Origin of the sequence: Paraburkholderia sediminicola, from assembly GCF_902859805.1 — a bacterium.
Taxonomy (GTDB): Bacteria; Pseudomonadota; Gammaproteobacteria; order Burkholderiales; family Burkholderiaceae; genus Paraburkholderia; species Paraburkholderia sediminicola.
The window spans coordinates 1-14,542 of the sequence record NZ_CADIKC010000001.1 but is presented as its reverse complement, the minus strand read 5'-3'; the positions used below and the strand labels follow the sequence as shown (position 1 = coordinate 14,542).

Here is a 14,542-nt window from a genome sequence, read left to right as displayed (position 1 = left end):
TCATCCCATGACTGAACTCGTTTATGGCGACGGCGCGATCCGTCGTCCGTCGCTTTATGGCTCGTCGATCGAAAACACCTATGCGGGTGTGTTGTCGTTCATGCGCCGCAAGTACACCCGCGAACTCGACGGCGTTGACGTCGTAGTCTCCGGCGTGCCGCTCGATCTCGCCACCACGTTCCGTTCGGGCGCGCGTCTTGGCCCGGCGGCGGTGCGCGCGGCGAGCGTGCAATTGTCGGAACTGCACCCGTATCCGTGGGGCTTCAATCCGTTCGACGACCTCGCCGTGACGGACTACGGCGACTGCTGGTTCGACGCGCACAATCCCATGACGATCAAGGAGTCGATCGTCGAGCATGCGCGCACGATCCTGCGTTCGGACGCGAAGATGCTGACGCTCGGCGGCGATCACTACATTACGTATCCGTTGCTGATCGCGCATGCGGAGAAGTACGGCAAACCGCTTTCGCTGATCCATTTCGACGCCCACTGCGATACCTGGGCCGACGATAGCCCGGACAGCCTGAATCACGGTTCGATGTTCTACAAGGCGGTGAAAGACGGCCTGATCGATCCGAAGACTTCGGTGCAGGTCGGCATTCGCACGTGGAACGACGACTTCATGGGGATCAATATCCTCGACGCCGCATGGGTCCATGAACATGGCACGCGAGCAGCGGTGGAGCGGATCACGTCGATTGTCGGCGAGCGGCCCGCGTATCTGACCTTCGATATTGACTGTCTCGATCCGGCGTTTGCGCCGGGCACGGGCACGCCGGTGGCCGGCGGTTTGTCGTCGGCACAGGGACTGGCCATTGTGCGTGGACTGGGTGCATTGAACCTGGTGGGCGCGGATGTAGTGGAAGTGGCGCCCGCTTATGACCAGAGCGAAATCACGGCGATTGCCGCTGCGCATATCGCCTGCGATCTGTTGTGTCTCTGGCGGCAGAAGAAGGTCGCTGAACGCTAGGCACGTTCAATCGCCTTGAAGCGAAATGCAGGCGTTAGCCCATCGACGACGATCGATCGGGCTGACGCCGGCCTTCGCGCAAGCCGAGCGTGTAGACAACGAGCGCGCCGCTCATGATCGCCAGTTGCCACAACAGCATGTCGCTGCCGCGTGCTTTCATGGCGAAGCCGGCAATGAGCGGCCCCACGATCGAACTCGCGGTGAAGGTGAGCGACACCAGCCGCATGTTGCGCGTGAGCGCGGCCTTGTCGCTGCATGCCGCCGCGACCATGCCGAGTGTGATGTACGCGCTGTTCATGCCGCCGAGCAGCAACGCGCTTGCGCCGGCGAGCCATGAGGCGGGTGCGGCGAGCGCGAAACCGCAGATCGCCAGCGTGCTGAGCGCGGCGCAGACGATCACCGTGGCCGCCAGGCCCGCGCGATCCGCGAACCAGCCGACTGGAAATTGCAGCGCCATGCCGCCGACACCGAATAGCGTGAGTAGCGTGGCCGTCTGTGTGGTGCTGAGGCCGTGGGCGTCGGCAAAGAGCGGGAAGAGGCCGTAGAGCGCGCCATCGCCGATGCCGCCTGCCGCGACGACCACCATGCCGAGGCTGACCATTGGGCCAATAGGGAGGCTTTTCGAGGCGCTGTCTGTTCGGGCAGGCTGTGTTGATTTGACAGCAGCGGGCCTGTCGTCCGACGCAGTCAGCCACAACGGGAGGGCCGCTGCAAACGTGAAGGCCGCGCCGGCCGCGAACGTAATCCGTCCGTCGACTGCACACCACACCGCCAACGCCGGGCCGATGACGCCGGCGCTGGCAATCAGGGCTTCGTGGACGCCCACGACACGTCCGCTCGATTCGGCCGGCACAAGCCGATAGAGCCACGTTTCATTGGCGATCCAACGCAACCCGATGCCGAGCCCCGTCAACAGACCGGGCACGAGCCACAGCGGCCACCACAGCGCGTTCATCGTTGCGAACGCAAGCACCGTGGCGGCGAGACCGAGCGATACCGTGCGCTTCGCACCGATCCGCTCCATCAGCCACGGCGCGAGCAGCAAGCCGGCCAGCATGCCGGTCCATTGCGAAGCGGAAAAGAGGCCGGCGCGCGGTGCGTCGAGGCCGCGCTGCGCGAGCCACACCGGCAGCACCATGAAACCTATGCCGAACTGGCCGATCTGCGAGAGCGCAGACACGGTGGTCAGCGCGGCGATTGCCGGCCAGCGCACCGGCGTGACGGTATTCATGTGCCGCTCCGCGCAGGCATGGGCAGACCCTGTTCGCGGCATTCGACCGGGCAGCCGGCTTTCAGGCAGGGGCCGTCGTCGCAAAGGCGGCACAGTTGCATGGCGTGCGCCGGATCGCGGGTCTCATTCCACAGGATCTTGATCAGCAGGCTTTCGAGCACGGCGCGTTCGCCCTCGTCGAGCTGCCCGACGATGCGCTGGAGCATCTGGTCGCGCGCCGTTTGCAGGCGTTTGGCCTCACGCTTGCCGGAAGCGGTCAAGGCAAGCGCGACGGAACGTTTATCCGTGCCGGATTTCTTTTCGACGAGACCGGCGTCCACCAGGCCCGCAACGGCGCGGACCGCGGCTGGATGCGAAAGATCGACCGCCTCGCGTAAAACTTCAATGGATGAATCGGGATATTGACCGATCGCGTTGAGCATGGCGCGGGCAGTGGGGCCCGCGAGCGCGGCCACGGTAGGCTGCGCGTTCATCTCGTCCGTAACCAGCAGGGCAAGCACGCCAAGCAGGTTTTCTGTGCGCTGCGTCATAGCGACACCTCAATGTGTGCAACATGCATATATGCATGTTGCACACATTGAGGGTGATGCGCAAGTGGTTTTTAATGCAGTCCGTGGTGTTTTTTGGGGTGGATTCAGGCACCTGCCGTCACTTCGCCAATCGCGCCCGTACGGTGTATTCGCCCTCGTTGCCCTCGTCTTCCGCCATATGGGCCATCGCCGTTTCGAAGTCGGGTGGCAGCGGCTCGACCGGATAGCCGCGTTTTTCCCACGCGTCGAGGCCGCCCTTGAGCGCTTTGACGTGGTGAATATTCTTCCGATGCAACTGGGCGATGATCCGCTTGGCCGTCGCCTCGTTAGGACACACGCAGTAGACGACAATCGGTCGTTTCAGCAACTCGGGATGCAAGGGCTCGGGCGAATCGAGGTCCAACAGCTGCGCACCCGCTATCCGGTGTGATTCTTTCGCGCGGATGCCGTGCGGCCGGGCATCGAGGATCAGCGGCGGCTCATTGGACTTCATCAGTTCGTCGAGCTGGTCCGGCGAAATGCGGATATGCGCGAGCCAGCGGCGAAACTGCCAGCGCCGCACGTAGCGATAGACGAGCACGGCAAGGAAGATCGCTGCGAACGCGTCGAAAATCGTGCCGCCGTGATGGCGTACCAGCAGAACGAGTTGCACGATCTGATCGTCAAGCGCGGCGCCGCCGATCACCCACACGCTGGCCCACAGCATCGCGCCGACAAAATCCCACAGCAGAAACACGCCGACGTTGATTGGCGTGGTGCCGAGCAGCGGCGCCGAGATCAGACCGAGCCCCGGCAGGAACTTGGCGACGGTCAGAATCGGTGCGCCGTACCGTTCATAGGTATTGCGTGCGACACGGACGGTGGTGTCGAGCGAGAGTGAGAAGCGCACCAGTTGATTCAACAAGCGCCGGCCGTAGGTTCGTCCGGTGAAGAACCATAGCGAGTCCGCCAGCAGCGTGGCGCAGACGGCGGCCCCAATGACGCTGGCATAAGAGGTCTGGCCCATGGCAGCCATGGTGCCGCCGAGGATCAGCATCGGTGCTGCCGGAATCGGCAGCCCAAGTTGTGTGACGAGCACGCTCATGAAGACGGCCCACACGCCCAGCGAGGGTGGAATAGCAACCGGAAAATGCCACACAACCACGCTCCTGTTGATGCGATGAAGGGATCTGGACAACCCGTGCCCGTGCCTCGCCGGGGCGCGTTGCGAACACGTCGTGCAGGGCCTGTTCTCGCCGGGCAGCGGCCGAGTGCATGGCTCGTTCAGCAGGCAGGCGGCACGAACGCAGCAGCACGAACTTCGGATTTAAGCACAGGTTTGTGAAATGACGCTGCGGGGCGGGCCGAGTACCTGAAAAAATTCAAGGGTATGGAGCGATTGATCGTGCTGCGGCGCCCCTGCGCGGCCTCTCCCTGCCGCTGCTCAGCGCGGAGCAACGCGCCAGATTGACCGGAACGGCAGCGGGTCGAAGTTCGCTACAATCGTCGTGCACATACAGATACAACGGAGACGCCCCATGGCAAACGCGCAGCCCATTAGCCGCTATCCCGTGCCGGAGCCTGGCGCGTGGCCGGACGACATCCGCGCCCGGATTCTCGAAGTGCAGGAGAAAGCCGGTTTTGTCCCGAACGTTTTTCTGACGCTGGCGCACCGGCCGGATGAATTCCGCGCGTTCTTTGCGTACCACGACGCGTTGATGCTGAAAGAAGGCGGCCTCACCAAGGGCGAGCGCGAGATGATCGTCGTCGCCACGAGCGCGGTGAATCAGTGCCTGTATTGCGTGGTCGCGCATGGCGCGATTCTGCGCATCTACGACAAGGCGCCGCTGCTTGCGGATCAGGTGGCCGTCAATCATCGCAAGGCGGATATTACGGCGCGTCAGAAGGCGATGCTCGATTTTGCGCTGAAGGTCTGCCGCGAATCCGGCACGGTCGACGATGCCGATTTTCAGACGCTGCGTAAGCACGGCTTCTCGGATGAAGACGTGTGGGATATCGCGGCCATCACCGCATTTTTCGGTTTGTCGAACCGGATGGCCAACGTCATTTCAATGCGGCCAAACGACGAGTTCTATCTGATGGGGCGTGTGCCGAAAGCGGCGGCGGACGCGCCGCGTAAATAGCATCGGCGCTGTGAGTAGCGGATTCGCGGCGCGTGCGGATACGTGTTCGCACACGCGCGCGCCTGAACCCTCAGGCAGCCGCCGGCTTGGACCTGATTGCGGGCGTGCTGACGGCCTTGTCGTCGATCGGGAAGTGCAGCATCGCCGCGACGAGTCCTGCGACGACCGTCGCTTCCCACAGCAGCGAATACGATCCCGTCAGATCGAACACCAGGCCGCCTAGCCACGCGCCGAGAAACGAGCCGATCTGGTGGCTCAGAAAGCAGACACCAAAGAGGCTGCCGAGGTGCCGCGTGCCGAACACTTTTGCCACGAGTCCGCTCGTCAGCGGCACGGTCCCGAGCCAGGTCAGCCCCATCACCGCTGCGAAGATCACGACCGAAGCGGAGGTCTTCGGCAGCAGGAAGAAGGCGCCGATCGTCGCGCTTCGAATGAGGTAAAGCCAGCCGAGTACATGGTGCTGGCGGAACCGGCCGCCCAGCCAGCCGCATCCCCAACTGCCCGCCATGTTGAACAGGCCGATCAGCGCGAGCGCGGTGGCGCCCAGCCCAACGGGCATATGGCACAGCGTCAGATACTCAGGCAGATGCGTGGCGATGAACGCGAGCTGAAATCCACAGGTGAAGAAGCCGAGCGTCAGGAGTCGATATCCCCGATGCCGGATCGCCTGAGCGAATACCTTGCGAAGCGGCGCAGCGGGCGGCTCCTGCAGCTGCATGCCGACGCTCGCACGCCGGTCGAGCACGATGCCGAGCGGCGCGATCAGCAGCATCAGGAAGGCCAGCACGAAGAGCGATGTGGCGATACCCGAGCTGAGTCGAATGCTCTGTACGAGCGGGATCATCAGCACCTGTCCTGCCGAGCCGCCTGCGCTGACGAGACCCATCGCCATGCTGCGTTTTTCTGGAGACGCGATGCGGCCGACTGCCGGCAAGACCACGCCGAACGTCGTGCAACTCACGCCGATGCCGACCAGCAAACCCATACCGACGATCAGCAGCGGACCCGACGGCGCGACCGCCGCGACGCCCAGGCCCGCGGCGAATGTTGTCGCGCCGAACGCGACCACCGGCGCCGAGCCATAGCGGTCCGCTGCAGCGCCCGCGAACGGTTGCGCGAAACCCCACACCAGGTTGTGCAGCGCGATGGCGAAAGCGATCAGCGTGACGGGCAGGCCGCGGTCGAACGAGAACGGCCCGATGAAGAGGCCGAAGGTCTGCCGGATGCCCATGGCGGCGCTCAGAATCAGCGCGCCGGCGATGATCACGAGCGTCGTCTGACTGAACGGCAAGGCGAAGCGTTTGCTGTTGGCGGTGGACATGGTTCTGATCTCCTTGGACACCATGGTCGCAGCGAGCGTCAGAAGCGGCAAAAGAAAAGATTTTGACGACGGGTGAGCGTGGCTCACCTGTCCAGGCAGGGGGCGTGCAGGGTCTAGTGGTTGGCGCCGTGCGATTCCGCGTCGGCAGTATCGGATGGATTGGTGAACGGTTCAGCCTCGCTGAGCAGCCAGCGTTTGAAGTCAGACAGTTCCGGGCGATTCGCCGCGCTTTCCGTGTTTTGCGCGCTCACCAGCCAATATGCCGTGGAGGAGGCAATCGTGTGTGGACTGGCTTCGACGAGCGCGCCGCTCGCGAGATCGCAGTCCACCAGCGGCCGTCTGCCGAGTGCGACGCCGAGGCCCATGCTCGCGGCTTCGAAAGCGAGCTGGATCGTGTCGACGCGCAGGCCGTCGTTCAGGTCGATGCCGTCTGTGGCGGTTCCGTCTATAGCGACCCCGTCGAACCATGCCTGCCAGTCCTCGCTCGCCGAGTTCACGTGAATGAACGTCGCGTGACGCAGATCGATGTTGCCATGCGCGTCGCGCAGGTTATCCACGTACGCGGGGCTGCACACCGGCACCAGGCGTTCGCCGAACAGACGCGTCCACGCGGTTCCCGCGACCGGGGCGCGGCTCAGGCGAATGGCGAAATCGAAACCGTCGACGGGAAAACCGACCTGACGGTGCGAGGTATCGACGGTGACGTTCGCATCCGGCCAGCGCGCACGAAAGGCGGCGAGGCGCGGCAACAGCCAGCGCGAGGCGAGCGTAGGCGCGCAACTCAGCGCGATCGGGCGATTCGCGCGGTGGTTCGGCAGGCGCTGCGTGCCGATCGCGATCAGCGAAAAGGCTTCGGATACGTACGACAGATAGTCGGCGCCCGCCGTCGTCAGCGAAATTCCGCGCGGCTCGCGCACGAACAGTTCGACGCCGAGCGATTGTTCGAGGCCGACGATGCCGTGGCTAATCGCACTCGGCGTGACGTTCAGTTCCGCGGCGGCGAGCTTGAAACTCTGATGCCTGCCGGCCGCTTCGAAAAAACGAAGCGCGGGCAGCGGGGGCAGACGAAGCGGCATGGGGCATCCTCATAGGCGGCGCGGCGGACGCCGTGACGGTGCAAAAGTGCGCCGGCGCGCGCATGCTGTTTCGGGAAAGGATACCTTGCAATGAGGTTTCGATTGCCGCCGCGTAGGCGGCGCAAAATATTTCGCCGGCGTTGTCGATTCGCCGCCAAGCCGTTCGTCGTGGCTATATAAGGGCAAAAGATGCGCTTGCGGCTGCGTCGCGTCGCGTCACGCCGTGCCGCTATCGGGCCCTTAATCCTTGTTGCCGCAACAGGAGGTGGCTGATGAATGCTGTAGACCCATCTGCACAAACGTTGAAACCGGCCCGGCTGCTGGCCGAATCTCCCGCGCGCTTTCCGGGCGAGAGCGCCGAATATCGCAGCGCGCGCAACGACCTGCTGGCCGAGGAAATCGAATTACGCCGCCATATCGAACGTGTGGCCGCCCAGCGCCGCGCGCTGCCGCCGGGCGGTATCGTGCCTCAAGACTATCTCTTCGAGGGCGAGGCAGGCCCGGTGACGCTTTCCGAAATGTTCGGCGCGCATGACACCCTCGTCACCTACAACTGGATGTTCGGCCCGCAGCGCGAGCGCCCCTGTTCGATGTGCACTTCGCTCCTGAGCGCGTACGACGGCGAAATGCCCGACATATTGCAACGCGTGGCCTTTGCGGTGATCGGCCGCTCGCCAATCGACAAGCTGGTGGCCTTCAAGAAAGAGCGCGGCTGGCGGCACCTGCGGCTGTATTCGTCGGGCGGCAACACGTTCAACCGCGACTACGCCGCCGAAGTTCCGGATGGCGGCGACAATCCCGCCTTCAACGTGTTCACGCGTTCAGGCGGGACGGTGCGGCACTTCTGGGCCGAGGAGATGGGACCGTCGACAGCGGACCCGGGTCAGGATCCGCGCGGCGCACCCGATGTGATGCCGATCTGGACGGTGCTCGACATGACCCCCGGCGGCCGCGGCAGCGACTGGTATCCGGAGCTGGAATACGACACTGTGCCGCGTTAGGTTAGTCGCGCGGTTTCGTGCACGTGTGCGGTGCGCGTGTCGTGCTGGTCCGCACGAGGCAGGGGAGGAGAGCCTCTACGTCTCGACGACGTCACCTTGCCCAAGCATGGTCTGCAGATAGGCCGGCACGGCGCTTGCCCGCATCGGCCTGCCGAACAGATAGCCCTGCAGCGCGCGAGCGCCCAGCGCCTTGACGACGTCGGCTTGCGACGACGTCTCGAGTCCTTCCACGATGCATTCAAGTCCGAGGTTTCTGCACAGATCCAGCACCGACTTGACGATCTTCTTCGACGCGCTATTGGAATCCACGTCGGTCATGAAGCTGCGGTCGATCTTGATCGTATCGAAGGGCAGGCGATGCACGTAGCTGAGGCTCGAATAACCGGTGCCGAAATCGTCGAGCGAGACGCGGCAGCCGGCTTGCTTGATCATCGTCAGCGAGCAGTGGGCCTGCTCGAAATCGCGCGTGACGGCGGTTTCCGTAATCTCGAAGTTGACGTGATGCGCGGGCACGCCGCTGCCCAGCACGATATCGACCAGGCGGCGAGCGCGCGGCGAAGTCGAAATATCGATCGCGGAGAGATTGAACGACAGATAGAGGTCGGACGGCCAGCGCGATGCTTCATCCAGCGCTTTGCGCAGCAGCACTTCGGTGACGCGCAGAATCAGATCGGTACGCTCGGCAATCCGAATGAATTCCTCTGGCCTGACTGCGCCTAGCCGCGCGTTGTGCCAGCGCCCGAGCGCCTCCATGCCGATGGTGCGTTGTGTGAGCACGTCGTAGATCGGTTGAAACTCGAGGAACAGTTCCGACTCCAGGTCCGCATGGCGGAGTTCCTGGGCGACGAGGCTCGAGCGCCGGATGCGGGTCTCATGTTCCGTCGAGAAGATCACAGGCGTACCGCGGCGCCCTTCCTTGCCGACGTACAAGGCGGCGTCGGCGCGTTCGAAAACCTGCTGGACTGTCGTGCCCGCTTCAGGAAACGCGGCCCAGCCGATCGTTCCGGTCAGTTCGGCGACATTGCCGGCCACCCGATAGGGCTGGCCGAGCGTTTCGCAGATGCGCTCTCCCAACTCGACGAGCGTCTCATTCGGCAGTTTGTGCTGGGCCAGCACGCCGAACTCGTCGCCGCCCAGGCGCGCGAAGAAGATGCCCGGTTCCGCGAGCGCCAGCAAGCGCATGCCGACTTCCTGCAGCACGAGGTCGCCGCTTGCATGTCCGTAGATATCGTTGACCTGTTTGAACCCGTCGAGATCGATCAGGCCGACGTTGAAGCCGCCACCGGCAGCGGGCGTCTGCTCCGATAACGCGCGCAACGAGGCAAAGAAGCTGCGCCGGTTGGGCAGGTCGGTCAGGCTGTCGATGCTCGCCAGTCTGAAGTTGTCGTCGCTGAGTCTTTGCGTTTTCTCCTGGCTTACCTGCAATTCGCGCTGCGCATGCACCACGCCGGCAAAAGTCCGGTAATACAACTCGATGATGAAGGCGAGTGCGACGCCGACCAGCGTCATGTCGATGGCCATCGCGATGAAGACAGGCGAGCGCGTGGAAACCAGATACGTCGAAAAGCTCAGGATAACGATTGATAGCAGAAGCAGGGCGGCCGCCCGCAGATGCATCAGGCAGAACACGCAGCCGACCAGCGTCGTCGCCATGTAAAACGCGACCTGGGCCTGCTCATAGGCTGAGCCGTAGGGAAACAGTAATAGTGACCAGCTGCTGAAGGCGACGGCGAAGATGCCCGCGAGCCAGATCAGCTTGCGCAGTTCGGGCACGGCCTTGTCGTGCGTCAGAGGCCGGTGCCGGATGCGCCACCAGCGCACGCAACGGATGACGCACAGCGCGCAGAGCGCCCCGGGGAAGTAAATGGACAACCACGCCGGCGCCGATCCCAGATGCGTGACAGCCACGGCCATCGTGTTGACGATGAGGATGAAATAAAGCAACGGTATCTGGCGGCCGAATGCCTGAAGTTGCGAGCGCACGAGTTCCGGGTCGCCTTCCGCGACCGATAGCGCTTCCCTCAATCTGGCTAACCGAACCATGCCCGTCCTTGTAACGTTTGCGCCGCACACGCAGCTTTGTATATCGGCAACGTCGGTGAGACCTTGAGGGAATTCTCAGCGGAAATAAATCAGGCGTGTTGAAAGAGCGGTAAATACGCCCTGCGAGATTGTCGGTGATGGGTCATTTGTGCCGCGCCCGATCCGGGCCGCGCAGGCGATATCGCCTGCTGCTCCGGTCCTCAAGACCATCCGGCGAGCGCCGCGCATGTTGCAATATGGCGAATTTTCATTGTTTTATTCTTCCCGGATTTTTATTGCTGGGCGTGGCGCGGCGCTGAATCGTCAATCTTTGCGATCCCCCGTAACATCGTAAAAAAGCATGGTGGCAGCCGATTTTCCGCCGCTAAATCACTGAAATTGCAACGGATTGTGATACGCCGCGGAGAGCCGTAAAGCGGGAGAAATGCGTAAGCGCGCGATTCTTATAGCACTTTGGGACAAAAAAACGTCAAATTGCCGCTGGGCGGGCGATACAAGGCTTACATCCAAGGTTTGCGCGAATGCGCGCCTATGCGTTAGTGTGTCGGTCCCGGCGCAACAGATGTGGCGCCGGTTCCATGATTACCATACGGGAAGTGCTATGAACAAACAGGAACTGATTGATGCAGTCGCCGCAGCGACGGGCGAAAGCAAAGCGGCCACCGGCCAAACCATCGACGCGATCGTCGAAGCGGTGACCAAAGCCGTGGTTGGCGGCGATACGGTGCAACTGGTCGGTTTCGGTTCTTTCTCGACCGGCGCGCGCGCAGCACGCGTGGGTCGCAATCCGTCGACCGGTGCAGAAATCCAGATCGCCGCAGCCAAGACGGTGAAGTTCACCGCCGGCAAGGCATTCAAGGAAGCCGTCAACGCGTCGTAATGCAACGCGCCTCGCGCTGGAGCATCCACGCGCGCTGTTTTAGTGCGCGGTGCCCGATGCATCGGGCGTGAGGAAACACGCGCTGCCCAACACCGGTGAGGGTGTTATATCGGTGGCTGGTGCGGCGCGTGTGGTGCTTATGATGTTGTTTTTGCTTCAGATTTGCGTCGTGCACGCTCGCGTTCCAGCCTTTATTGATGCTCATCGTGCGTGATGCTCATCGGACGGTTACTGGATGCGCGAGATCGTGCAGGCCGTACGGCGGGTTTCAGCCCGCGCGCCGTTTCCGGGTCGCTTCGGCCAGCGTTTCGAGCGCCGGTTCGGTTTGCGCCCAGCTCACGCAGGCGTCCGTAATCGATACGCCGTAACGCAGCGGCACACCGGTTTTCAGATCCTGACGACCTTCCTCCAGATGACTTTCGAGCATGACGCCGAGAATGCGGCGCTCGCGCTGCGAGAGTTGTTGCGCCAGATCCTGCACCACCTCCAGTTGACGCAAATGCGATTTGCCTGAGTTCGCATGTGAACAGTCGATCATGACCTGCTCGCGCAGGCCTGCCGATTTGAGCACTGCGCAGGTTGCGTCGACGGACGCGCTGTCGTAATTCGGACCTTTCTTGCCACCGCGCAAGATCACGTGCGCGTCGTCATTGCCACGCGTCTCGAAGATCGCGGCCATGCCCATTTTGGTCATACCCATGAACGCATGGCTTGCGTGCGCCGCAACGATGGCGTCCGCGGCGATCTGCACGCCGCCGTCCGTGCCGTTCTTGAAGCCGATCGGGCAGCTCAGTCCCGATGCAAGCTGCCGATGACTCTGGCTCTCCGTCGTGCGCGCGCCGATCGCCCCCCACGCGACCAGGTCCGCGATGTATTGCGGACTGAGCAGGTCGAGAAATTCGGTGGCCGTGGGCAAGCCGAGACCGTTGATGTCGAGCAGCAGTTGCCGTGCGAGACGTAAGCCCTCGTTGATGCGGAAGCTGCCATCGAGACGCGGATCGTTGATATAGCCTTTCCAGCCTACTGTTGTGCGCGGCTTCTCGAAGTACACGCGCATGACGATCAGCAGATCGTCCTTGTAGGTTTGCGCCGCGACCTTGAGCTTGCGGGCGTATTCAATTGCCTGGTCGTGGTCGTGAATCGAACACGGGCCAACGATCAGCACGAGCCGGTCGTCACGGCCGTGCAGGATATCGGCGATTTCCGCGCGGGTTTTCTCGACGAGCGTCTGCACCGACGGCGGCACAGGCAATTCGTCCTGCAGCAGGGCTGGGGAAATCAGCGGACGTACCGCGCCGATGCGAACGTCGTCGATGCGCGTGGTGTCCTGGGTGGCGTCGGCCGAGCCGACTTCCTGATCGTGCAAAGGATTGTCGATGGCGCTCAAAATAGTCTCCCGGACCTTGGGTTGAGATGGCCTTGCGGCCTGAATGGGTGAGTGTCGTTGCGTTGGTTCGCTGCCGGGATTATGACACTCGCGCGTGTGGGCCGGATGACCGTTATTCGAGGCGTTTGATCAGCGCCATGGCGGCGGCCGGATTGCGTTCCTTGAAGCCGCTGATGACGTAGAGGTAGACGTCGCGCGCCGCGGTTTTTGCGGGGGCCGCGGCGGATGTTTCGAGGTCATCCGGTGTCGTGCCCGTGGCGAGTTGGCGGGCGCGTTCGACCCAGGCGTCGAGGGCTTTGGCCGAATAACCTTTGGCTTCCTTGTCGCTAGTACCCATGATGCGGGCGTAGACGAATGGCGCGGTGATGTCGGCAATTTGCGGGTAGTCGCTGTCGGCAGCCAGCACGACGGCGACTTTGTATTTTCTGGCCAGCGCGATGAATTCGGGGGTCTTGAAGGTGTCGTTACGGACTTCGATGGCGTGCCTTAGTTTCTGGCCTTCGATGCTCGCGGGCAGCAGTTTCAGGAAGGCTTCGAAGTCTTCCGGGTCGAACTTTTTGGTGGTGGCGAATTGCCAGTTAATCGGGCCTAGTTTCTGTTTTAGCAGTAGCACGCCGCTGGCGAAGAAACGTTCGATGGTTTCGTTGGCGTCCGCCAGGATTTTTCTGTTTGTTGCGTAGCGGGGGGCTTTTAGCGAGAAGACGAAATCTTCGGGCGTTTCCTGATACCACTTTTCGTAGCTTGCAGGTTTTTGCAAGCCGTAGAAGGTGCCGTTGATTTCTATCGATGTGAGGTTTTGGCTCGCGTGTTGGAGCTCGCGGCTTTGTGTCAGGTCTGACGGGTAAAACGTGCCTCGCCAGGGAGCGTAGGTCCAGCCGCCTATGCCGATTCGGATTTTGCCGGGTTTCGGGGATGGCATTTTGCGTGTCCAGGGTTGGTGGCTTTGCCGGGAGGGGTAGGGTAGCGTATTTTGGGGTTTTTGCCTTTGCGGCGCTTTTTTTCTGTTTGCTTTGGGCGTTGGCCTTTCCTTGATCTGGCTTTGGTGCCTTTCCTTGATTTGTTAGTGGTCTATTAGCGTTGCCCCTGTGCGGGGCGGCACTTACTTTCTTTGCCGCCGCAAAGAAAGATAAGCAAAGAAAGCGGCTCAAACCGCTAATGCTAAGCGGGCACCGTGGTCTGCTGCAGGTAGTGGTCCGACTGGAATCCGTGTTCTCGCACATTCCGCGTTAGTGACAAAGGATTCATCAGCTCCCACTCCGCACTGCGTGCGTCGCGGACGGGTCTGCAGGGGAAACCACGGGCTTCGGTTGGGGTTTGTGGGGGCCGTCGGCTTCGCCTCGGCGACGCGCCTCTGCACTCACGCGGGAACCCCGCCTCAAATGATATGGCGGGATCCCGCAATCACGGTCGCGGCACGGATGCGGTTGCAGGTGCCGTTCCAATCACAATCGCGATGGCGATGGCGATGGCGATGGCGATGGCGATGGCGATGGCGATGGCGATGGCGATGGCGAAGGCGAAGGCTGGCAATGACAATGGCAATGGCAAAGGTTGCAGCGGTGCAATGACCAGCCAAGGTCGGTGGCGAGACGCGAGCGTCGAGACGTAGCGGGTGGTTTTACGAGCGGCTCTTCGGCGCGCGCAGCGCCGCCGGAAGTATGATGCCCTTGTCACTGGCGTATGCACACGCACGAACACAGATTCCAGATGCACCACTACCTGCAGAAAACCACGGTGCCCACTTAGCATTAGCGGTTTGAGCTGCTTTCTTTTGCCTGGCGGTTTCAAATACCAAGTGCAACAGCCGGGTCGATAACAATCCCTTGCCTGGCGCAGTTTTCAATGAAGGCTTCTCCGGGCCTGCGCCAGCCCAGCGTTTTTCGAGGTCGCCGATTCAGGTTCAGCGCGATCGCATCAAGCTGGCGCTGCGAGAACTTCGACAGGTCTGCTCCTTTGGGCAAAAACTGGCGCAGCAACCCA

General features: G+C 62.4%; 13 protein-coding genes and 1 pseudogene. 4 read left to right on the top strand and 10 right to left on the bottom strand.

The window, feature by feature from the left end; translation table 11 throughout:
• Nucleotides 1–7 precede the first annotated feature (7 nt).
• The gene (speB, locus tag R8871_RS00070; RefSeq protein ID WP_093645064.1) at nucleotides 8–970 is read left to right on the top strand and encodes an agmatinase; all 963 of its coding nucleotides are present in this window, start codon (nucleotides 8–10) and stop codon (nucleotides 968–970) included.
• A gap of 34 nt (nucleotides 971–1,004) precedes the next feature.
• Here speB and R8871_RS00065 read toward each other — a convergent pair whose 3' ends face one another.
• The 3 genes from R8871_RS00065 to R8871_RS00055 form a co-directional block, all read right to left on the bottom strand.
• Nucleotides 1,005–2,201: an MFS transporter gene (locus R8871_RS00065; RefSeq protein WP_175048477.1), complete on the bottom strand. Its 1,197-nt coding sequence runs from the start codon at nucleotides 2,199–2,201 to the stop codon at nucleotides 1,005–1,007.
• Nucleotides 2,198–2,731: a MarR family winged helix-turn-helix transcriptional regulator gene (locus tag R8871_RS00060; RefSeq protein WP_175048476.1), complete on the bottom strand. Its 534-nt coding sequence runs from the start codon at nucleotides 2,729–2,731 to the stop codon at nucleotides 2,198–2,200. Before R8871_RS00060 ends, R8871_RS00065 begins: the two co-directional genes overlap by 4 nt.
• 118 nt (nucleotides 2,732–2,849) lie before the next feature.
• Nucleotides 2,850–3,869 carry a VTT domain-containing protein gene (locus tag R8871_RS00055; RefSeq protein ID WP_175049915.1) on the bottom strand — a complete coding sequence of 340 codons (1,020 nt, stop codon included), beginning with the start codon at nucleotides 3,867–3,869 and terminating at the stop codon, nucleotides 2,850–2,852.
• Between the two features lie 379 nt (nucleotides 3,870–4,248).
• Between R8871_RS00055 and R8871_RS00050 the strand changes: the two genes are divergently transcribed.
• Entirely contained in the window at nucleotides 4,249–4,854 is a 606-nt protein-coding gene (locus R8871_RS00050) for a peroxidase-related enzyme (protein ID WP_175048475.1), read from the top strand.
• Nucleotides 4,855–4,924: 70 nt separating this feature from the next.
• Here R8871_RS00050 and R8871_RS00045 read toward each other — a convergent pair whose 3' ends face one another.
• Nucleotides 4,925–6,175 (bottom strand): MFS transporter, encoded by a 1,251-nt coding sequence (locus tag R8871_RS00045; protein ID WP_175048474.1) that lies wholly within the window; start codon nucleotides 6,173–6,175, stop codon nucleotides 4,925–4,927.
• A 113-nt stretch (nucleotides 6,176–6,288) separates the two neighbouring features.
• Nucleotides 6,289–7,251 carry a LysR substrate-binding domain-containing protein gene (locus R8871_RS00040; protein WP_175048473.1) on the bottom strand — a complete coding sequence of 321 codons (963 nt, stop codon included), beginning with the start codon at nucleotides 7,249–7,251 and terminating at the stop codon, nucleotides 6,289–6,291.
• A gap of 272 nt (nucleotides 7,252–7,523) precedes the next feature.
• Here R8871_RS00040 and R8871_RS00035 point away from each other — a divergent pair, with 272 nt between their 5' ends.
• The gene (locus tag R8871_RS00035; protein WP_175048472.1) at nucleotides 7,524–8,252 is read left to right on the top strand and encodes a DUF899 family protein; all 729 of its coding nucleotides are present in this window, start codon (nucleotides 7,524–7,526) and stop codon (nucleotides 8,250–8,252) included.
• A gap of 75 nt (nucleotides 8,253–8,327) precedes the next feature.
• Here R8871_RS00035 and R8871_RS00030 read toward each other — a convergent pair whose 3' ends face one another.
• Nucleotides 8,328–10,295, bottom strand: coding sequence for a putative bifunctional diguanylate cyclase/phosphodiesterase (locus R8871_RS00030; protein ID WP_175048471.1), 1,968 nt, complete (start codon nucleotides 10,293–10,295; stop codon nucleotides 8,328–8,330).
• 601 nt (nucleotides 10,296–10,896) lie between these two features.
• Here R8871_RS00030 and R8871_RS00025 point away from each other — a divergent pair.
• Nucleotides 10,897–11,175: an HU family DNA-binding protein gene (locus R8871_RS00025; protein WP_006049832.1), complete on the top strand. Its 279-nt coding sequence runs from the start codon at nucleotides 10,897–10,899 to the stop codon at nucleotides 11,173–11,175.
• Nucleotides 11,176–11,443: 268 nt separating this feature from the next.
• Here the strand turns inward: R8871_RS00025 and R8871_RS00020 are convergent, their stop codons facing one another.
• From R8871_RS00020 to R8871_RS00005, 4 genes and pseudogenes are all read right to left on the bottom strand, one after another.
• Nucleotides 11,444–12,562 (bottom strand): 3-deoxy-7-phosphoheptulonate synthase, encoded by a 1,119-nt coding sequence (locus R8871_RS00020; RefSeq protein WP_054042840.1) that lies wholly within the window; start codon nucleotides 12,560–12,562, stop codon nucleotides 11,444–11,446.
• Nucleotides 12,563–12,674: 112 nt separating this feature from the next.
• Nucleotides 12,675–13,481 (bottom strand): DUF72 domain-containing protein, encoded by an 807-nt coding sequence (locus tag R8871_RS00015; protein WP_175048470.1) that lies wholly within the window; start codon nucleotides 13,479–13,481, stop codon nucleotides 12,675–12,677.
• Nucleotides 13,482–13,963: 482 nt separating this feature from the next.
• On the bottom strand, nucleotides 13,964–14,275 hold the full coding sequence (locus R8871_RS00010; protein ID WP_175048469.1) for a hypothetical protein: 312 nt from the start codon (nucleotides 14,273–14,275) through the stop codon (nucleotides 13,964–13,966).
• A gap of 71 nt (nucleotides 14,276–14,346) precedes the next feature.
• Nucleotides 14,347–14,542 (bottom strand): annotated as a pseudogene (locus R8871_RS00005) (IS30 family transposase); the annotation flags it as partial.